This window comes from Bacillus yapensis (assembly GCF_005280205.1).
GTDB classification, from domain to species: Bacteria; Bacillota; Bacilli; order Bacillales; family Cytobacillaceae; genus Robertmurraya; species Robertmurraya yapensis.
In genome coordinates this window covers 21,899-40,775 of the sequence record NZ_SUND01000026.1, presented here as the reverse complement: position 1 = coordinate 40,775, position 18,877 = coordinate 21,899, and the positions used below count along the sequence as shown (strand labels likewise).

24 protein-coding genes are annotated in these 18,877 nt (G+C 39.2%); 16 read left to right on the top strand and 8 right to left on the bottom strand.

Translation table 11 applies throughout. The annotated features are described in order from the left end of the window. The first annotated feature begins 150 nt into the window (after nucleotides 1-150). Genes FAR12_RS21990 through FAR12_RS21980 form a run of 3 tightly spaced genes read left to right on the top strand, consistent with a single transcriptional unit; the run spans nucleotide 151 to nucleotide 2,427 of the window. Nucleotides 151-513 (top strand): DsrE family protein, encoded by a 363-nt coding sequence (locus tag FAR12_RS21990; protein WP_126410908.1) that lies wholly within the window; start codon nucleotides 151-153, stop codon nucleotides 511-513. 16 nt (nucleotides 514-529) lie between these two features. Continuing rightward, entirely contained in the window at nucleotides 530-1,246 is a 717-nt protein-coding gene (locus tag FAR12_RS21985; protein ID WP_126410907.1) for a sulfurtransferase TusA family protein, read from the top strand. A 17-nt stretch (nucleotides 1,247-1,263) separates the two neighbouring features. Then, nucleotides 1,264-2,427 carry a cobalamin-independent methionine synthase II family protein gene (locus FAR12_RS21980; RefSeq protein WP_126410906.1) on the top strand — a complete coding sequence of 388 codons (1,164 nt, stop codon included), beginning with the start codon at nucleotides 1,264-1,266 and terminating at the stop codon, nucleotides 2,425-2,427. Nucleotides 2,428-2,454: 27 nt separating this feature from the next. Here FAR12_RS21980 and FAR12_RS21975 read toward each other — a convergent pair whose 3' ends face one another. Next, nucleotides 2,455-3,018, bottom strand: coding sequence for an MFS transporter (locus FAR12_RS21975; protein ID WP_126410905.1), 564 nt, complete (start codon nucleotides 3,016-3,018; stop codon nucleotides 2,455-2,457). 172 nt (nucleotides 3,019-3,190) lie between these two features. On the opposite strand from FAR12_RS21975, the gene FAR12_RS21970 reads away from it, so the two are divergent. From FAR12_RS21970 to FAR12_RS21955, 4 genes are all read left to right on the top strand, one after another. Further along, nucleotides 3,191-3,370 (top strand): hypothetical protein, encoded by a 180-nt coding sequence (locus FAR12_RS21970; RefSeq protein ID WP_126410904.1) that lies wholly within the window; start codon nucleotides 3,191-3,193, stop codon nucleotides 3,368-3,370. Nucleotides 3,371-3,787: 417 nt separating this feature from the next. Beyond that, complete coding sequence (locus FAR12_RS21965; protein WP_126410903.1) at nucleotides 3,788-4,288, top strand: DoxX family membrane protein; 501 nt, start codon at nucleotides 3,788-3,790, stop codon at nucleotides 4,286-4,288. Nucleotides 4,289-4,347: 59 nt separating this feature from the next. After that, nucleotides 4,348-4,848: a DoxX family membrane protein gene (locus FAR12_RS21960; RefSeq protein ID WP_126410902.1), complete on the top strand. Its 501-nt coding sequence runs from the start codon at nucleotides 4,348-4,350 to the stop codon at nucleotides 4,846-4,848. Between the two features lie 108 nt (nucleotides 4,849-4,956). Next, nucleotides 4,957-8,130 (top strand): DEAD/DEAH box helicase, encoded by a 3,174-nt coding sequence (locus FAR12_RS21955; protein ID WP_126410901.1) that lies wholly within the window; start codon nucleotides 4,957-4,959, stop codon nucleotides 8,128-8,130. 29 nt (nucleotides 8,131-8,159) lie between these two features. On the opposite strand, the gene FAR12_RS21950 is transcribed toward FAR12_RS21955, so the two are convergent. The 3 genes from FAR12_RS21950 to FAR12_RS21940 form a co-directional block, all read right to left on the bottom strand. Beyond that, nucleotides 8,160-8,342 carry a YfhD family protein gene (locus FAR12_RS21950; protein WP_126410900.1) on the bottom strand — a complete coding sequence of 61 codons (183 nt, stop codon included), beginning with the start codon at nucleotides 8,340-8,342 and terminating at the stop codon, nucleotides 8,160-8,162. 88 nt (nucleotides 8,343-8,430) lie between these two features. Continuing rightward, nucleotides 8,431-8,559 carry a YfhE family protein gene (locus FAR12_RS21945; RefSeq protein ID WP_126410899.1) on the bottom strand — a complete coding sequence of 43 codons (129 nt, stop codon included), beginning with the start codon at nucleotides 8,557-8,559 and terminating at the stop codon, nucleotides 8,431-8,433. Nucleotides 8,560-8,631: 72 nt separating this feature from the next. Next, entirely contained in the window at nucleotides 8,632-9,513 is an 882-nt protein-coding gene (locus tag FAR12_RS21940; protein WP_126410898.1) for a TIGR01777 family oxidoreductase, read from the bottom strand. 104 nt (nucleotides 9,514-9,617) lie between these two features. Here FAR12_RS21940 and recX point away from each other — a divergent pair, with 104 nt between their 5' ends. Next, nucleotides 9,618-10,427, top strand: coding sequence for a recombination regulator RecX (recX, locus tag FAR12_RS21935; RefSeq protein WP_126410897.1), 810 nt, complete (start codon nucleotides 9,618-9,620; stop codon nucleotides 10,425-10,427). 43 nt (nucleotides 10,428-10,470) lie between these two features. Then, nucleotides 10,471-10,791: a YfhH family protein gene (locus FAR12_RS21930; protein ID WP_126410896.1), complete on the top strand. Its 321-nt coding sequence runs from the start codon at nucleotides 10,471-10,473 to the stop codon at nucleotides 10,789-10,791. A 33-nt stretch (nucleotides 10,792-10,824) separates the two neighbouring features. Here the strand turns inward: FAR12_RS21930 and FAR12_RS21925 are convergent, their stop codons facing one another. Together FAR12_RS21925 and FAR12_RS21920 are read right to left on the bottom strand one after the other, a co-directional pair. Continuing rightward, nucleotides 10,825-10,983, bottom strand: a complete 159-nt coding sequence (locus FAR12_RS21925; protein ID WP_126410895.1) for a YpzG family protein — start codon at nucleotides 10,981-10,983, stop codon at nucleotides 10,825-10,827. 27 nt (nucleotides 10,984-11,010) lie between these two features. Beyond that, nucleotides 11,011-11,187: a small, acid-soluble spore protein K gene (locus FAR12_RS21920; protein WP_126410894.1), complete on the bottom strand. Its 177-nt coding sequence runs from the start codon at nucleotides 11,185-11,187 to the stop codon at nucleotides 11,011-11,013. A 143-nt stretch (nucleotides 11,188-11,330) separates the two neighbouring features. Between FAR12_RS21920 and FAR12_RS21915 the strand changes: the two genes are divergently transcribed. Next, complete coding sequence (locus FAR12_RS21915) at nucleotides 11,331-11,594, top strand: YfhJ family protein (RefSeq protein WP_126410893.1); 264 nt, start codon at nucleotides 11,331-11,333, stop codon at nucleotides 11,592-11,594. A gap of 224 nt (nucleotides 11,595-11,818) precedes the next feature. On the opposite strand, the gene FAR12_RS21910 is transcribed toward FAR12_RS21915, so the two are convergent. Further along, nucleotides 11,819-12,799, bottom strand: a complete 981-nt coding sequence (locus tag FAR12_RS21910; RefSeq protein ID WP_126410892.1) for a metal-dependent hydrolase — start codon at nucleotides 12,797-12,799, stop codon at nucleotides 11,819-11,821. 146 nt (nucleotides 12,800-12,945) lie between these two features. Between FAR12_RS21910 and mutY the strand changes: the two genes are divergently transcribed. Further along, nucleotides 12,946-14,037 (top strand): A/G-specific adenine glycosylase, encoded by a 1,092-nt coding sequence (mutY, locus tag FAR12_RS21905; RefSeq protein WP_126410891.1) that lies wholly within the window; start codon nucleotides 12,946-12,948, stop codon nucleotides 14,035-14,037. Nucleotides 14,038-14,488: 451 nt separating this feature from the next. Here the strand turns inward: mutY and FAR12_RS21900 are convergent, their stop codons facing one another. Next, entirely contained in the window at nucleotides 14,489-14,677 is a 189-nt protein-coding gene (locus FAR12_RS21900) for a hypothetical protein (RefSeq protein ID WP_126410890.1), read from the bottom strand. A 114-nt stretch (nucleotides 14,678-14,791) separates the two neighbouring features. Here FAR12_RS21900 and fabL point away from each other — a divergent pair, with 114 nt between their 5' ends. The 5 genes from fabL (at nucleotide 14,792) to FAR12_RS21875 (ending at nucleotide 18,780) form a co-directional block, all read left to right on the top strand. Continuing rightward, entirely contained in the window at nucleotides 14,792-15,538 is a 747-nt protein-coding gene (gene fabL / locus FAR12_RS21895) for an enoyl-[acyl-carrier-protein] reductase FabL (RefSeq protein WP_170972297.1), read from the top strand. Nucleotides 15,539-15,610: 72 nt separating this feature from the next. After that, nucleotides 15,611-15,814, top strand: coding sequence for a gamma-type small acid-soluble spore protein (locus tag FAR12_RS21890; protein ID WP_126410888.1), 204 nt, complete (start codon nucleotides 15,611-15,613; stop codon nucleotides 15,812-15,814). Nucleotides 15,815-16,004: 190 nt separating this feature from the next. Then, nucleotides 16,005-16,256, top strand: a complete 252-nt coding sequence (locus FAR12_RS21885; RefSeq protein ID WP_126410887.1) for a YgaB family protein — start codon at nucleotides 16,005-16,007, stop codon at nucleotides 16,254-16,256. Nucleotides 16,257-16,420: 164 nt separating this feature from the next. After that, nucleotides 16,421-16,951 carry a nucleoside tri-diphosphate phosphatase gene (gene ntdP / locus FAR12_RS21880; protein ID WP_126410886.1) on the top strand — a complete coding sequence of 177 codons (531 nt, stop codon included), beginning with the start codon at nucleotides 16,421-16,423 and terminating at the stop codon, nucleotides 16,949-16,951. An 80-nt stretch (nucleotides 16,952-17,031) separates the two neighbouring features. After that, the gene (locus FAR12_RS21875; protein ID WP_126410885.1) at nucleotides 17,032-18,780 is read left to right on the top strand and encodes an ABC transporter ATP-binding protein; all 1,749 of its coding nucleotides are present in this window, start codon (nucleotides 17,032-17,034) and stop codon (nucleotides 18,778-18,780) included. Nucleotides 18,781-18,877: the final 97 nt, after the last annotated feature.

Here is an 18,877-nt window from a genome sequence, read left to right as displayed (position 1 = left end):
AAAATTCACTGCCATTAACTAAAGTAATAGAAAAATTAACACACAAAAATAGAGAAAGGTGAATTTGAGTACCCTCAAATTCACCTTTCTCATTATTTGAAGCTAGTTATGTCCCAGCCTCGTTTAAAAATATATTTTGGAGGAATGAATATGTCAGGGAAATTTTTAGTAAGTGTAACAAATGCGAAAAATGATACAGATAAAGCAACAGTTGCTTTCGTTGTGGCAAATGCAGCGGTCGCTTCAGGACAAGAGACAGTCGTGTTCTTGAATGTAGAAGGAGCATATCTTGCTTCAAAGGGTTATGCAGAGGATATCCATGAAGAAGGCTTTGCGCCATTAAAGCAGCTAATGGATCAATTTTTAGAAGCTGGTGGAATTCTTTGGGTATGTAGTCCGTGTTTTAAAAAGCGTGGATTTGAAGAGGAAGACTTACTAGAAGGAGCAAAGATTGTTGGCGGAGCAAAAGTGGTTGAGTTCTTAAGTCAAGGAGCTGCTTCGATTACATATTAAGCGAGGGGAGAAGCGTATGTACAAGTCCCAAGCAGTGTGTGATGGTGGAGATTTAGATTGTGGGTCAGGCTTATTGTTAATTATTAAAAAAAGCATGGACCCACTTGCTGAAGGTGAAATTCTCGAGGTTCGTAGTCGAGAAAAAACAGTAGAAGAAGACTTACCGGCTTGGTGTCGGATGGTTAAACATAGTTTTCTAGGTTCTGAGCCAGGTGATAATACTACCTGCTATTTTATCCGAAAGGGGAACGGAGCTCAGAGCGATTTGATAAAGGATTTAGAAGCAGCCAAAGGGTATCAATGGAGTGTGCGCGTACAAGGGAATGAGAATTTGACTGCTAAGATTCATGCTCGAAATCATACCTTATTAGCTGGTCAGCCAGCTGATTTTAGTGCAAAGGTAGAAGCTCCAAGTGCGATTGACTTTTTCCTAGGGTCTCTAGCTTCATGTCTTATTGTTGGATTTAAAGCTCAAGCCTCAAAGCGGAATGTGACAATAGACAATGGTGAGCTAACATTAAAAGCTAGCATCGATAATGTTCTCTATCATATGGAGCTTGAGGATGAGGGCAGTCCGAAAATCAGTAAAATCTCAGGAACCTATTATCTCTCATCCCCAGCAGATGAAGGACTTTTAGAAGAGATTTGGAACAATACACTGAAGCGTTCTCCTATTTACCAAACCTTGAGAGAGACTGTGGAAATAGATATTAAGCTCAGTATTGTTTTTTAGTTGGGAGAGGAAATAAGGTGAGTCATAATCATTTTCTAACGAGTGTTATAGGAAGTTGGCCAAGAACGAAGGAAGTACAAAAGGCGATGCGTGATAAAAAGGCTGGACGAATATATGAAACCGAATTTAATAAAATTGCAGATGAGTCCATTTTGAGAATCCTCAAATGGCAAGAAGAAGCGGGGATTGATTACGTTTCTGATGGTGAACAAAGAAGAGATAATTATATCTCCTTTGTTGCGGAACATTTAAACAATGTACGCATGCTCTCTGTTTCGGAATTGCTCGATTATATTGAGGACAAAGCAAGCTTTGAAGAAATACTAGGAACGCTTGATGTTCCGGCTTTTTCAATGACGAATCCTGCTGCAACAGGCAAAATAAGCCGTAAAAAACCACTTGCATTGAACGATTATTTATTTTTAAAAAGACATACGGATAAAGCAGTGAAGGTATCGTTGCCTGGTCCTTATTTATTAACAAGATCGATGTGGGTAGAAGGTCTATCTAAGGATGCCTATCCAACGAAGGAAGATCTAGCGGTCGATATAGTCCAGGTGTTACGGGAAGAACTAGAGGATTTAATCGCTGCAGGTGTGGATTTCGTTCAGTTTGATGAACCAGTTTTAACAGAGGTTGTTTTTACTAAGAAGAACGCGAATCGTACCTTTATGTGCGGGGCGCTAACGGCGAAAGCAGATGCAGAGGAAGAAATAGCGTTTGCATTGGATTTAATGAATCAGGTAACGAAAGAGATGCTTGGTCGTGGCACAAAAATAGCTGTTCATGTTTGTCGAGGGAACTGGAGCAAGGAGGAGGAAGTTCTTCTGCGCGGGCCTTACTATCCGTTAGTTCCTTATCTGGCGAATGTAGACGTGGACCAGTTGGTTCTTGAATATTCTACTCCTCGTGCCGGAGAAATTGAGGTTATTCGTGAATTCGGTGACAAGGAATTAGGCTTTGGTATCGTGAATCCACGAACGGATGTTGTCGAGACGGTCGAAGAGATGGTGGAGCGAGTCCAGGCTATTCGAAAATTTCTTCCTGATCATAAAATCTACTTAAATCCTGATTGCGGGTTCGGTACATTCGCACAGCGTCCAATGAACGGTGATGAGATTGCATTTTTGAAATTAAAGAACATGGTAGAAGCAGCTAGAGTGCTTCGTAGCCTACCATAAAAAATAACCTCAATTTGAGGTTATTTTTTATGGTTCATCCACTAGCGACAGCTCTGGAAATAAATTATATTCGGCCAATTTCATCCCAAATTTATCGGATTTTTCCCGAAAATAAGCATTGTCATCTAATCTTGCACGATTTCCATCCTTGAAAACTAATTCAAATTCAGAGTAGCTTCCGGTTTCTGTACGATAATGAATGACTCTATCAATGTCTTCCCATTGGTAGGTATGCTTCTTAAATTCGAACAGAGAGCTATAGGAAATTTTTTCGTTGGATAATGAAACAAATGACTGAGAACCAATATAGAAGGTAAACAATCCAAAACATAAAAAGATGATACTTAAGGCAATCGATAATTTTCGTATATTTAAAAAGAAAAGGAGAATCGAGGCGATGAAGAGAAAACCGCAACCTACGGCAAATGAAGTAAAATTCTCTTGTGGAGTCGATACATACCAGGTGTCTTCTTTATAATGGATAACATCTCCTACAGTTTGTGGAACAAAAAAATAGAAAATAGGCGAAAGTATAGCTATTATAATGGCGATGGTAAAATAGATATGTCTTGTTTCATAGTTTTTTTCCATTCGAAAACCTCCTTCCAAATTAATCCTTTTTTATAATTGAAGCAAAAATCATACCTTTTGTATACTGAAAATTGTTAATTTTTATCAAATGATAGGAACGCATTTAATAATAGAAGGAAAGAGAGTATGATTGAGTAAAATATCTCGTTTCATTTGGATGGAGTGGTAAGAGATGAAAACTTTTCGAATTACGTGGTACGCAGTTGTGGAGGATGATTCTGTATTAGAAGGACGTAGCCTCATTTCAGCGGAAACAGAGGAAGATGCAATAAATGAACTCATTTCCAAAAAAGCAAACGAATATCGACTAAAACCATATATGATCAAAATTCAGTCAATCCTTGAGGTATAAGAGGAAACTGCGTTTTATCCACAGGGATATCCACAAAAATATGTGACAGCTACAACGTTTGTTAAAGTTACTCACACAATTAACAAGTGAAGAATGAATTTTTATACACAGAGAACGAGGTTGGTTCAAACCTACAAAATCATTGATATTTAAATGGTTATTAACATTACCCACAGCCCTGTGGGTATCTTTGTTCACAATTCTGACATCTATAAAAGAAAAATTGTGAAATAAATGTGACAGCTATTGTATTCACTATTTGTAAGGTATATATTATAAGTGTAAAGAGAAAGTGAAAAACTTCACAAAGTAAATTAATTCTCTTTACCACAGAATAAGCGGGCCAGCTTAAATAAGAACTTATAATAAAATTTTTTACAATGACATGTGAATAATTTCACAAAGGAGAGATTTATCATGAAATGGTTTAATAACCCTAAAATAGCAGTTGCTTGGACAGTATTGAGAGTATGGTTAGGAATTCAATGGATTGAAGGTGGCTTAGGCAAGATAACTGGCGGAGGATTCGATGCTAGTGGCTTTATAAAAGGTGCAATTGCTGGAGCAGGTGGCGAACATCCAACCGTACAAGGCTGGTACGCAGCATTCCTTGAAGGAGTAGCATTACCAAACGCAGAAATTTTCAGCTTCTTAGTACAATGGGGCGAAGTTTTAGTAGGACTTGGACTTATTCTCGGAGTTGCGACAATCCCAGCGTTAATCGCAGGTGCGTTTATGAACTTAAACTTCATGTTAGCAGGAACAACTAGCACAAACCCAATTTTATACACAGTAGCAATGATTCTACTATTCGCAGGAACAGCAAGCTACTATTACGGAGTAGACAGATTCGCAGTACCATTCCTTAAAAAGCAATTAAACAAAAACGAAAATAATGACGTTTTAGCAAACAATTAATAATCAAACAAAATTTTTTACAATAATATGTGATTTAATTCACAAAGGAGAGATATATCATGAAATGGATGAAAAACCCAAAAGTAGCAGTTGCTTGGACAATATTGAGAGTATGGTTAGGCATTCAATGGATTGAAGGTGGCTTAGGCAAAATAACTGGCGGAGGATTCGATGCTAGTGGCTTTATAAAAGGTGCAATTGCTGGAGCAGGTGGAGAACATCCAACCGTACAAGGCTGGTACGCAGCATTCCTTGAAGGAGTAGCATTACCAAACGCAGAAATTTTCAGCTTCTTAGTACAATGGGGCGAGGTTTTAGTAGGACTTGGACTTATTCTCGGAGTTGCAACAATCCCAGCGTTAATCGCAGGTGCATTCATGAACTTGAACTTCATGTTAGCAGGAACAACTAGCACAAACCCAATTTTATACACAGTAGCAATGATTCTCTTATTCGCAGGAACAGCAAGCTACTACTACGGAGTAGACAGATTTGCAGTACCATTCCTTAAAAAGCAATTAAACAAAAACGATGACAATGAAGTTTTAGCACATAACTAACATTATTTTAAAACAAGAGGGCGGAGCCAAAAGGTTTCGTCCTCTTGTTTTGCCTTCAAATCGTCTATAATATATAGATATGATTGCCTCGGGAAGGAGTCCTGCATTTTGGCTATCAAATTAAGTCCGAAAATTATTAAAGAAATGTGTGGAGAAATCTCCTTCAAGCGAGGAGAAGCGTTTTATCGTGGGAATAAAGTTCAATTTCAATCCTATACACCTCATTCTTCCGAAGCGATCGTCAAAGCTGGAGAAGATTTTTATGTAAAAATAGAAACGAACAAAAACGGTGAAATTCAAACGAGCTGTAGTTGTCCAACACTTGCGTCTTTTCAAAAGGATTGTCAGCATATCGCGGCAGTCTTGATTGCGATTTATGAAAAACAACAAAGTAGAGTAGACTCTTTTAACAAGCCTGAGGACTCAAGCTTAGCAGAAGGACTGCTAACGATTTTTCAGGAGCAACCGAAACGTTCTAGTGGGCATCAGCTCCATTTTGAAGATAGGCAAGTTCTAAATGCAAGATTTATTTGTAAAGTGCTGCAAATGGACAATGGTGAGCGAATGTTTGGTATTAGTATTGAGATTGAAGAGACGTCTGTCTTCAATATTCGCCGTTTCTTGGAGGATGTGAGAGATGGGAATCAAAGTGTGTTATCACCGATCTTCACCTATGATCCGCGCATCCATTGTTTTGACCGCTCGGTGGATGAAATTCTTCATCAACTCATGCAAAACAATCATAAAAAGAATCCTTCATCCTATAAAAGCACATTAGCCATTCCAGCATCCGGATGGAAGAGGCTAGTGCCTTTACTCGTAAAAGAACCCAACGGAAGAATCGAGTATTATGGAGAAGCGTTTGAGGGACCAAAATTAGCGGTGGAAACACTCCCGTTACACTTTGATTTTCAAACTGAATCAAGTGGCTACCACCTTTCAATCAAGGGCTTTGAGCAGATTGTCATCATGGATTCATATGATTGTGTTCTTTATTGTGGGAACGTGATTCCTTTAGAACATGCCGATTGCAAGAGACTGTTAAGCTTAAAGGAAATGCTCGATAGTTCTGGAAGGAATCGAATACCTATTCCAAAAGACCAAATGGATTTTTTCCTAGAAAAAGTATTGCCTGGTTTGAAAAAGCTAGGAGTTGTAACAATTGCGGATGAAATAGCAAAAAGGCTCGTTCAAACTCCGCTTATACCTAAGCTTTATTTAGATCGCGTGAAAAACCGTTTGCTTGCTGGCTTAGAATTTCATTATGGAAACATCATGATTAATCCGGTCTCCAATGATAAGGAATTTGCTCGAGCGTTGCTTGTTAGGGATGACCGAAAAGAGGATGAAATTCTTCAATTAATGGACGAGAGTGAATTTGCGAAAACAGATGGAGGATATTTTTTACAAAACGAAGATCTTGAGTATGAGTTCTTGCATCATATCCTGCCAAAGCTACAGAAGCTTGTTCAGGTATATGCAACGACAGCGATTCGCAATCGGATTTTTAAAGAGAATTCTCACCCGAATATCAAAGTAAAAGTGAAAAAAGAACGGACCAATTGGCTTGAATTTAAATTTGAAATGACCGGCATTCCAGAAAACGAGATTCGGGATTTGCTGCAAGCCTTAGAAGAAAAACGAAAATATTATCGATTGGGTGACGGTTCGCTTCTTACGTTAGAAACGAAAGAGTTTGAAGAAATGGACCGATTTTTAAGGTCACTTCCGATCGATTATGATGAAATCGAAAAAGGGCTAGAAATGCCTGTCCTAAAGGGAATCACTTTTCTTGATTCGATTATGGACAGCGAAGTGTTTTCTCCCGAGGAATCTTTCCGACAATTTATAGAAGAGATAACAAACCCGTATCAATTTGAAGTGCCAAAAAGTTTTGAGTCGATTTTGAGGGATTATCAAAAGCACGGATATCGATGGCTGAAGACTCTTGCCAGCTATGGATTCGGAGGAATACTCGCCGATGACATGGGGCTTGGAAAAACAGTTCAGAGTATCGCCTATATTGAATCTGTTCTTTCAGAGGTAAAAAAGGATAGTCGACCTGTCCTGATTGTCTCTCCATCCGCTGTTACCTACAACTGGCTTCATGAATTCATTAAGTTTTCTCCTGAGACAAGGGCAGTTGTGGTAGATGGCGTGAAAAAAGAGAGGCAGAAGGTGTATAAGGAAATCGATGAAATAGATGTCTTGATTATTTCTTACACGCTACTCCGGAAGGATATTCATTGGTTCGAGAGCCAGGAATTCCATACAGTGTTCTTTGATGAAGCTCAAGCCTTTAAAAATCCGATTACGCAAACGGCTAAGTCTGTTAAGAAAATAAGGGCTAACCATCGCTTTGCCCTAACAGGGACGCCGATAGAAAATTCCCTTGAGGAGTTATGGTCGATTTATCATGTCGTTTTTCCAGAGCTGTTTCAAGGCCTTAAGAATTACAGTCAGCTGACACGAAAACAAATTGCGAAAAGGACGAGCCCATTTCTTCTACGACGAATCAAAGCAGATGTTCTTCAGGAGCTTCCGGAAAAAATGGAACTGCCAGAGTATGTGGAACTCTATCCAGAGCAAAAGAAGCTTTATGCTGCGTATTTAGCGAAGCTTCGTCATGACACATTAAAGCATTTAGACAAGAACACGATTCGAAAAAACAGAATCAGAATATTAGCAGGCCTAACGAGACTGCGACAAATTTGTTGCCATCCCGCTCTGTTTGTCGACGGGTACAAAGGAAGCTCAGCGAAGTTGAATAAGCTGATGCAAATTGTTGATGAAGCCAATCAAGCAGGAAGAAGAGTGTTGATTTTCTCACAATTCACGAAAATGCTCGAACTGATTGGGCGGCAATTAGCGTTAAAAGGGTTAACGTTTTTTTATCTTGATGGACAAACTCCTGCTGAGGAGCGAGTTGGATTATGCGACCGTTTTAACAAGGGGGAGCAAAGTTTTTTCCTCATCTCCTTGAAAGCCGGGGGTACAGGCCTAAATCTAACTGGAGCGGATACGGTTATCCTTTATGATCTATGGTGGAATCCTGCTGTAGAGGATCAGGCGGCCGACCGTGCTTACCGGATGGGGCAGGAGAATACGGTAAGAGTCATCAAGATGATTACCAAGGGTACTGTTGAAGAAAAAATGGATGAACTGCAGGACAAGAAGCGAAATCTTGTTCAAGAAATCATCGATACAAAGGAAAGCAATGCATCCACGTTAACAGAGGATGATATTCGTGAACTTCTCATGATTGAACATGCGACTAGGTGAATCCACTTCGGATTCACCTAGAATGCATGTTATTTTTTCTTTTTCGCTCGCTTATCTGCTGCATTAGAGCGAGCCATTGCTTCTAAATCAGCATGGTCTGCTAAATCACGGTCAAACTCTACATCGCGGCCATCTGATTTCATGTTTTTTGGCACTTGTGGAAGACTTGCTTTATTTTTGTCTCTTGTTTTTCGGCCTTGTCCACGTCCCAATCGTAAAACTCCCTTCAAAATGAAAAGTACGAAAAAACATTTACGTTTTTCCGTACTTATTTTTCACGATGTTCAAGGAATTTATGAATTAATGTCTCGCCTTCTTCTTTGTGAACCCTCCAGCTTGGTCAGCCACTTTAAACTCGTGTGAATAATTCATTTCCTGCATACTGGACAATGTACTTTTGGACTTATCTTTCCGTTTCTTATCAGCCATTCGCAACATCCTCTCTTCACAAATTAATAAGACTACACTTCCTATTTTTCCCTTATTAAAAAAGATTGATACTCAAGCTTGATAAATATTTGCTAATGCTTCGTCAATTTTTTCATAAAGAAATCGGTAGCCTGCTTGTTGCAGTTTTTCTGGAAGAACTCGTTGTCCTTCTAAAACTAACAAACTCATTTCACCAAGGGCCATTTTTAGGGCGAGTGAGGGTGCAGGTATCCAATGAGGACGCTCTAAAGCCTTACCAATGGCTTGACCTAACTCCTTCATCGAGATTGGATTGGGAGCAGTGAAATTAACAGGACCTACGATCTCTTCATGCTCCATTAGAAAAAGAATCGCTTCGACAACATCTTGAATATGTATCCAAGACATCCACTGCTTTCCGTCCCCAACGGTTCCGCCAGCAAAAAACTTATATGGTAATGCCATTCTTGGCAAAGCTCCCTCTGTTTTGTCTAAAATAATCCCAAATCGGCACAAAATCGTGCGAGTGGTGGACTGTAAGGCTAGTTCTTCCCAGTTTTTGACGGTCGTCGCTAAAAAATCTGTTCCCGCTGCTTTATATTCTTCTGTAAAAGTTTCCGTTAAGGATGTGCCGTAATAACCGATTGCGCTAGCATTAATGAATGTCTTTGGAGGATTATTTTTCATGAGGGCAAGCACTGCTTCTGTTGCTTCAATGCGACTGGAGAGAATCCGTTCTTTTCGAGCTGTCGTCCAACGTCCACTACTAAGAGATTCACCGGCTAAATTAATCATGACGTCAATATCTTGAATAGAGGAACTGCTACCCCCTGTTAACCATTGATGGAAAGTCGGGTTTCCTCCAGTTTGTGATCCTTTTCTTGTTAAAATAATGACCTTGTGTCCTTTATCTATTAATCGTTTTGTTAAGGCTTTTCCTACAAAGCCGGTTCCGCCTGCAATCACAATTTTCATGTGCATATCACCTCTATAGAGTAATTAGCGTTTTATCATGGAAAACCCTGTTTTCGAGCGGAGATTTTTCAAACAATGTGGTACATTTATAGGGAGGTGAGGATATGGCTACGATTACAAAAATCACCGTCCAAAAAAAGAACACGGATCGATATAATATCTTCTTAGATCATGGAAAAGGTGAGGAATACGCTTTTAGTGTCGATGAAGATGTATTAATTAAGTTCAACTTGAAAAAAGGCATGGAGTTAGATGACTTCGCCCTAATGGAAATTAATTATCAGGACGATATCCGAAAATCCTATAATTTAGCGATTCATTATTTAACACGTGTTATGAGAACGGAGTTTGAGGTAAGAAAGTATTTAGCTGATAAGGAAGTTGAAGAACCTGTCATCCAAGAGGTGATCCATAAATTATACGATTATCAATTTCTTGATGATGAAGAATACGCGAATGCTTACGTCCGAACACAAATAAATACGTCCGATAAAGGAATTGTCGTCGTCCGAAAAGACCTTCAGGAGAAGGGAGTTGCCGCACCACTCATTGAGAAAGCGTTAAAGCAGTATTCTTTAGAAAAACAGATTGAGAAAGCAAAAGGACTTTGGGAAAAAGCAGTGAATAAGAGCGCCAAAGAATCTGAACGAATCTTGAAGCAAAAGGCTGAGCAGTTTTTGCTCAGAAAGGGCTATCCGTTTGAGGTCATTTCAATTGCCATGGAAATGGCAGAATCCAAAAAAGACGAAGATGATGAAATGGAAGCTTTACGATATCAGGGGGAAAAAGCACATAGGAAGTACGCTCAATTAGAAGGCTATGAATACGAACAAAAAATGAAGCAGGCTTTGTATCGAAAAGGATTTTCGATTGAGAAAATCGAACAATTTTTAGCTGAGGAAAAAGACGATTAATATAGTAAAATAAGGTTATGAACATCATAAGGGGTGAGCAAAGGTGGAAGAGAAACGTTATAGTACAATGACGGAGTATGAGCTGAAGCAAGAGATCGCTAAGCTCCATGAACAAGCACGTAAAGCAGAGCAAATGGGAATGGTAAGTGAATTTGCTGTATTAGAGCGAAAAGCAATCATGGCCAAGTCTTATTTGTTAAACCCAACGGATTTTAAGAAAAAAGAAATCTACGAAATCGACGGAGACCCAGGTAAGTATTTTCAGATTGAGTATATGAATGGTGTATTTGCATGGGGATATCGATTAGGAGAGAGCAAAGAGACGGAAGCTTTACCGATTTCCATGCTGAAAGCACTTAAGTAAACCAGAGCCCCAAAAAGGCTCTGGTTGTAAGATTTACGAATTTTTTCTGATTTGGTTATGGAGAATAATAATGTCTTGCGTTTCCTTGGTTTCCCCGTTTACTTGAGAATGGGCATGCTTCAAACGAACATTTGGTGAAGTAAATGGGCTTGAGTAAGGATTGTTGTCAAAGAATTTTTTACTTTTTCCCATTTTATCCAGCCTCCCGTAGTAGTTTTTCTACTCAAAAAGCTCTGATGTGTCAGATTCTCGGTTCGTTGAGGCTCTCATCCGTTCTTGTGGATGAGTATTTGTCGTGCCATTTGCTCTTTTAGAAGCATACTCCGCTTTTGCTCGAGGTTCACCCTCGAATTTATTTTCTCCTTCATATGGGAAATTCTTTGCTTTATTTCGCAATACAAGACCCTCCCTAACAAATCAATTACCAACGTGATAGGCACTGCAGAGCAATGCTTATCACGTACACATAGTATGAACCCAATTAGGCTGAAGTATCATTATTCATCATGATAAAAAGTTGGCAAAAGAGGTGAAAAAGTTTGAATGAATATCAACAAAAGCTAGTGGAATTATTACTGGAAAAGAACAGCTCATTATCTGTTCATCAGGCGCAAACTTGGGTCGAACTGCTATGGGATGACTTTGAAACAACTCGAGCAAAAGCTGGGAGAGAATATAAAGGCAGTGAAATGACAGAACGAATCGTGCGCCAGTTGATTGAAAATCATGGGGCAAGACTTCACGAATTTTTTGCTACAAATCCAAAGTACAAGCATTTATTTGAAAATGGCCAGGGACATTAATAAAGGCTCTTTTCTCAAACTTTGTTGCTTTTAGAGCAAAAAATCAATGAATTTATCTATGTTTTCAATAATAATTGGTTGTAAATCAAAAGAGAAAAGAGCTTGCAAACTAGTTACGATGCACCAAATGGATATTTCTACGTTAAAATCGGCAGTAGGATTTTAACAACTATCTTTAGGAGAACAGACTTAATAAAAAGCGAGGGCAGAGCACCTCGCTTTTTTCATCCTGGTAGTATCTCTAATTTTTTTCTAAGTTTCTCTTCACTAAAAATCCAGCCTGTGTAAGAGGATTGAATATTCAAGTCTAGGTCCAGCTGAACAACAGCCACAAAAGGATAATGGTCCTTGCTTCGATAACGCAAGTCAATGAATTTCACTTCATAATAATCATTGTATTCGTCAACTTCCCAGCGATAGACAGGTGAAAAGGATAGGAAGGCAGATAAATTTTTATCTTTTTTCGCAGCCTCAATCACAGGGGAAGAAGGGACCTTCACGCGATTAAATTGGTCAAGGATGGTCACATCATTCTTGTATGCCCGCCCGACAAAAAATTGATGTTTATTCATGACCGCAATGCGCCACTGAGAAAATTTCATCGTCGGCGAGATGATGATATCGGTTGCGTCTGGTATTAATGTCTTTACCTCTTGAACAACCTTTCTTTGTGCAAAAAAGCGGATAATGTAGTAGGCGACAAGAACGGCATAGACAACTAAAAAGGTGAATCCAGGGTGTGCGCCTAGTCCCCAAACAATTAATCCAAGGACATGCAAGCCAAAAATAATCGGATCAAACGTATTGATCATGCCTAGAGCAACCCATTTTGGAGAAAAAGGACGCAGCGCTTGCGTGCCATATCCATTAAAAATATCGACGAAAACGTGTAGAAATACAGCTAAAAAGGTCCAAAGCCATAGATGTAATAAATTTGCTTCAGGAAAAAATGGATAAATCACTGCTGTTATTCCAATTGGCCATAGCAGGACGGCTGGAATAGAGTGGGTGATTCCACGATGATTCCTAATATATACAGCGTTGTTTCGAAGTTTAAGTACTGTATCGATATCCGGAGCTTGTGATCCAACAATGGTTCCAATCATGACAGCTGTTGCAGTTGTTGAATTTGCAGCAACTTCTGGATCTAATGTTGAGAGACCAGCAAGGGCAAGCCCCATAACTATGTGAGTACCTGTGTCCAAAAGGTAGAACCTCCTTAGAATAGGCTGATGTTGGTTTAATTTTATCAGCAAATGGGTTGTAAATGTTGAATTAAATCGATATTTTAGAAAGAGTTAAAAAATGTTCACATGGTTTATTTATATGTTTAACAGCAGGCGGTGTAATCATGACAGATTCCTTAAAAAATCTAAAATTAGTTAACAAAAATGCCTTTCAGCACGATTTGATCGAATGGTTTTCAAACGAGCAAAGAGATCTACCGTGGCGTAAGGATAAAAATCCATACAAAGTTTGGGTTTCGGAAATTATGCTTCAACAAACGCGAGTGGATACGGTTATTCCGTATTTTAACCGGTTTATTGAACAGTTCCCGACCATCAACGATTTAGCAGATGCAGAGGAAGAAAAGATTTTAAAAGCATGGGAAGGGTTAGGATACTACTCTCGTGTACGAAATTTACAATCTGCAGTGAAGGAAGTAAAAGAAAAGTACGGCGGTAAAGTCCCAGATACGAAAGAAGAAATTTCAACTTTGAAGGGTGTAGGTCCTTATACAGCAGGGGCGATTTTATCAATTGCTTATGGGGTTCCCGAGCCAGCTGTGGACGGAAACGTGATGAGGGTGATTTCACGTATCTTGTCCATTTGGGAAGACATTGCGAAGCCTTCAACTAGAAAGACATTTGAAACGGCTATTTATGAACTCATCTCTCATGAAAATCCGTCTTATTTCAATCAAGCATTAATGGAGCTAGGGGCATTGATTTGTACACCAACTTCGCCTTCATGTTTGCTCTGCCCAGTACGCGAGCATTGTCATGCTTTCCATGAGGGAGTAGAGAATGAACTCCCTGTAAAAACGAAGGCAAAAAAGCAAAGACAGGTGCAATTAGCGGCCGTTGTTATTCGTGAAAGTGAAAAGACAGTCATTCATAAGCGCGCAAGCAGTGGATTACTCGCAAATATGTGGGAATTCCCTACAGTCGAAGTAACCTCACCTTTTATGTTTGATAAAAGTTATGTCGAGGCTCTTATGATGGAGGAGCTCGGAATTGAGGTTAAGCTAGGACAAGCTGTCGGTAAAATTGAACATGTTTTTTCTCATTTGAAGTGGGATATTCAAGTATTTGACGGAGTATTAAAAGCTCCAATCAAAGAGGATGAGAACTTAAAAATGGTCTCTCCTGAAGAAATCGTAGAGTATCCTTTCCCGGTGCCACATCAGAAGATTATGAAGCAGTTTTATAATGAGGAATAAATGGTTTGGGGTTTTCGGGAGAATACGTGACAGAATTGCTTGTGGCAAGCTAAATTTTGTCACTCAAAACAGGAATGAGTGACAGAATTACTGGTGGAAGGCGAGATTCTGTCAGTTAAAGCAAGAATGAGTGACAGAATCGTTGGTGGAGAGAGAAAATCTGTCACGCAAAGCAAGAATGAGTGACAGAAATGTTGGTGGAGAGCGAAAATCTGTCACACAAAGCAAGAATGAGTGACAAAATCGTTGGTGGAGAGAGAAAATCTGTCAAGCAAAGCAGGAATGAGTGACAGAATCGTTGGTAGAGAGAGAAAATCTGTCACGTAAAGCAAGAATGAGTGACAGAATGCCAGGTGGAAACTCAAAATCTGTCACCCATATCAAAAATGCAAGACAGAATCTCAAGTGCAAGCAAGTTCCGTCCCAAAAGCAGGCACCCATCAAAACAAACTCATTGATCACCCTTAATTCCACCACGATTTTCAATCTCCTCGATGATTTCAAGATGGATGCTGTGACCCTCTGAATTTAAATACGGCATAATTTGCTGAAATGAATGATGAAAGTAAGCTAATTCGTTATCATTCCAATCTGCTTTGGACATCATCGAAAGTTCTGTCATATCTCGTCCGGAATACATTCAAGAAACCTCCTCGAACTCATTTATTCTAAGGATATTGTATGTATTCCATGTTGATATCTATTCATTTAATGTCTAAAATGAATACAAAAGAGAAGAAAGGAATCAAACATCATGACAAAGGTTGCATTAGTTACAGGTAGTAGTCGTGGAATTGGGAAAGCTACAGCCCTTCGATTAGCAAAAGAAGGTTACGATATTGTTGTCAATTACGCACGAAGCAAAACAGCAGCATTAGAGACAGCAGCTGAAATTGAAGCGCTTGGTCGTAAAGCGCTACTCATAAAGGCGAACGTAGGAGACGTAGAAAAAATCAAGCAAATGTTTGTAGAAATTGATGAAGCATTTGGACGTCTCGATGTATTTGTGAGCAACGCTGCTTCAGGTGTTCAACGACCTGTAATGGAGCTTGAAGAATCCCATTGGAATTGGACAATGAATATCAATAGTAAAGCCCTTCTTTTTTGTGCCCAAGAAGCGGCGAAGTTAATGGAGAGAAACGGTGGCGGAAAAATCGTCAGCATCAGTTCCTTAGGGGCGATTCGTTATCTTGAGAACTATACAACAGTTGGTGTTTCTAAAGCAGCTGTTGAAGCTCTTACACGTTATCTAGCTGTTGAATTAGCGGAGAAAAATATTGTCGTCAACGCGGTTTCTGGTGGAGCTGTTGACACAGAAGCCTTGAAATCCTTCCCGAATCGAGAGGAACTCCTTGCCGAGGCAAGAGAGAAAACACCTGCGGGAAAAATGGTTGAAATTGACGATATTGTGAATTCTGTTATGTTCTTAATTAGCGATCAAGCAAGTATGATTAGGGGCCAAACGATTATTGTTGACGGTGGAATTTCTTTGCTTGTCTAACTAATTTTTTCCAAAAAAATAAATGGATAGTAATCTCTACGCATGGATAAATTAATATGCGTGGAGGTGATAATGATGGCAAAGCCAAACAATTCTCAATCTGGAACTAACATTCAACAAGTGCGTCAGCAAAATGCTCAATCAGCATCAGCTGGTTCACAAGGTCAATTCGGTACTGAATTTGGTAGCGAAACAGACGTTCAAAAAGTAAAACAAGCGAACCAACAAGCAGAAGCTAAAAAATCTCAAGGTTCCGGCCAAGCTGGTCAATCCTAACGAGAACATATACTTAGAAGAGCGAGCCCTTTCTTTCAACGTTGAAAAGGGCTCGCTTTTAATTTTGTTTCACTACAGAAAAATCGACAAAACTTCCATTAACCTTACATAACTAGTCAAAGGAATAGTGGTTCATCCCTCGAATATATTAAAAGCGTGGAATGAATACGACTATAGGGCGGTGTGAAACATGAATAAGTTTAACCGTTTAGTAAATGAACAAATGGAGACAATGGAAAAATTATTATTCCTTCAATCAGAAATAGAACGTTGCCAAGCTCTAGAGGATGAACTAAAAGCTCTTCAACAAGAGACAAAGCTAGAAAGTATCCAGGAAGATATCGCGAGAATGAAGGCAGAATTGAAGGAGATTCACGAAACATTTGAAAAACAAACTGAGGAATTGATTGAATCTTATCAAGAAGTAAGTACAGTAGGATAATCGCAACCAATAGGGTGATAAAAGGTAGTCATTGAAATATTTCAATGGCTCTTTGTTTTAAATTCTGACTTTTACCGTTATAATATATAGAAAGAGAAACTGGACAGGCCGATTTTAAAAATAAAGGTTTTAGAGTGTTCGGAGAATGAAAGTAGGGAGAAACAATGGACGTACCTATGGAGGGTGAACCAATACAAATTCATAGTTATAAGCACAATGGACATATTCATCGAGTATGGGATGAGACAACGGTTCTAAAGGGATCACAAAATTTAGTCATTGGTGCAAACGATCGGACAATCGTAACAGAATCTGATGGCAGAACGTGGGTCACAAGAGAGCCTGCGATATGTTATTTTCATTCCCAGCTATGGTTTAACATCATTGGGATGATTCGTGAAGATGGAATTTATTATTACTGCAATCTGAGCTCTCCATTTATTTTTGATGGGGAAGCATTAAAGTACATAGACTACGACTTAGATATAAAAGTCTTTCCTGATATGACTTTCAACTTGCTTGACGAGGATGAATATGAAAGACATCGTAAGGAAATGAAATATCCAGAAGTCATTGATCAAATATTAAAGGCAAATGTGGATAAATTGATTCGTTGGATCCGTCAAGGGAAAGGACCGTTCGCACCGGATTTTATCGACATTTGGTATGAACGATACTTAACTTACAGACGCTAAATAAGTAGTAAAAAACGCCTGTTGATCTTGATTCAACAGGTTTTTATTCGTAATTTTATTTTCAACTAGGGGGGAACAGGTTGGACAGCATACGCAGGTACATGAATTTTGTTAAGCCATATAAGGTCCAAATTTTTGGAACGATACTTATTGGGATCGTCAAATTTGCAATCCCATTGCTGATTCCGTTGCTCATCAAGTTTGTACTTGATGACATTGTGCAAAATCCTGAGCTAACAGCTGATGAAAAAACGGGCAAACTCGTGATGGTCATGTCCATTATGGTCGTTATTTTTCTCGTCTTACGACCGCCGATTGAGTATTACCGCCAGTACTTTGCTCAATGGACCGCGAGTAAAATTCTTTACGATATTCGTGATCAGCTTTTTACACATATTCAAAAATTAAGCTTTAAATATTATGCCAACACAAAAGCGGGAGAGGTCATCTCTCGTGTCATTAATGATGTGGAGCAGACGAAAACCTTTGTTATTACAGGACTTATGAATCTTTGGTTAGATGTTGCCACGATTGCGATTGCTGTGGCTATCATGATGACGATGGATATAGAATTAACGATTGTTTCCCTTATACTCTTTCCGTTTTATGCTTTTTCTGTGCGCTACTTTTTTGGCAATTTAAGAAAGCTGACGAGAAAAAGATCACAGGCCCTTGCGGAGGTTCAAGGGTATTTACATGAGCGTGTTCAAGGGATGCCGGTTATTAAAAGTTTTGCGATTGAAGATGAAGAGCAAAAACGATTTGATGCGCAAAACAACAATTTCTTAACAAAAGCAATCGATCATACGAAGTGGAATGCGAAGGCTTTTGCTGTCGTTAATACGATTACCGATATCGCTCCGTTACTTGTTATCGGCTTTTCCGGGTACCAAGCGATCCGAGGAGATTTATCGATCGGGGAAATGGCCGCATTTATCGCCTATATTGATCGTCTTTATAATCCATTAAGACGACTTGTCAATTCATCGACAACCTTAACCCAATCAATTGCCTCGATGGACCGTATGTTTGAATTAATTGATGAAAAATATGATATTGATGACAGTCCTAACGCGATTCCTTGTGAAAATGTACGAGGGCATATCCAGTTTGAAAATGTGAGCTTTTCTTATGAAGAAAATGAAGAGACGATTTTAAAAAATATTTCCCTTGATGTAAAGGAAGGGGAAACGATTGCCCTGGTGGGAATGAGTGGCGGAGGAAAGTCTTCGTTGGTGAGTCTGCTTCCGAGATTTTATGATGTTACTGAAGGTAGGATTCTTCTTGATGGAACAGATATCCGTTCATTCAAGGTTCGTTCCTTAAGGGATAAAATTGGGATGGTTCTGCAAGACAATATTCTATTTAGTGAATCCGTTAAATCGAATATTTTAATTGGAAAACCAAATGCGACTGATGAAGAAGTGATTGAGGCAGCAAAGGCGGCTAATGCGCATGATTTTATAATGAATTTGCCTCAAGGCTACGATACAAAAGTTGGTGAACGTGGCGTGAAGCTCTCTGGTGGGCAGAAGCAACGTGTTGCGATTGCGCGAGTATTTATTAAAAATCCACCGATACTTGTTCTAGATGAGGCAACATCAGCACTGGACCTCGAAAGTGAGCATTTAATTCAAGAGGCACTTGAAAAGCTTGCGAAGGAGCGAACAACCTTTATCGTTGCCCATCGTCTATCCACGATTACTCATGCTGATCGAATAGTCTTGATTGAAAATGGAGAAATTGTCGAGATTGGTCGTCATGAGGAACTAATGGCGAAACAAGGAAATTATCATAAGTTGTTTCAAATTCAACAATTAGAGCACTAATTTTTAGCACCCAAATCGGGTGCTTTTTATTTTGGAAAAAAAGTTTATTGCAATAGTATTTTAAAGCGATAAAACCTAACAATGATAGGGTTTTCCC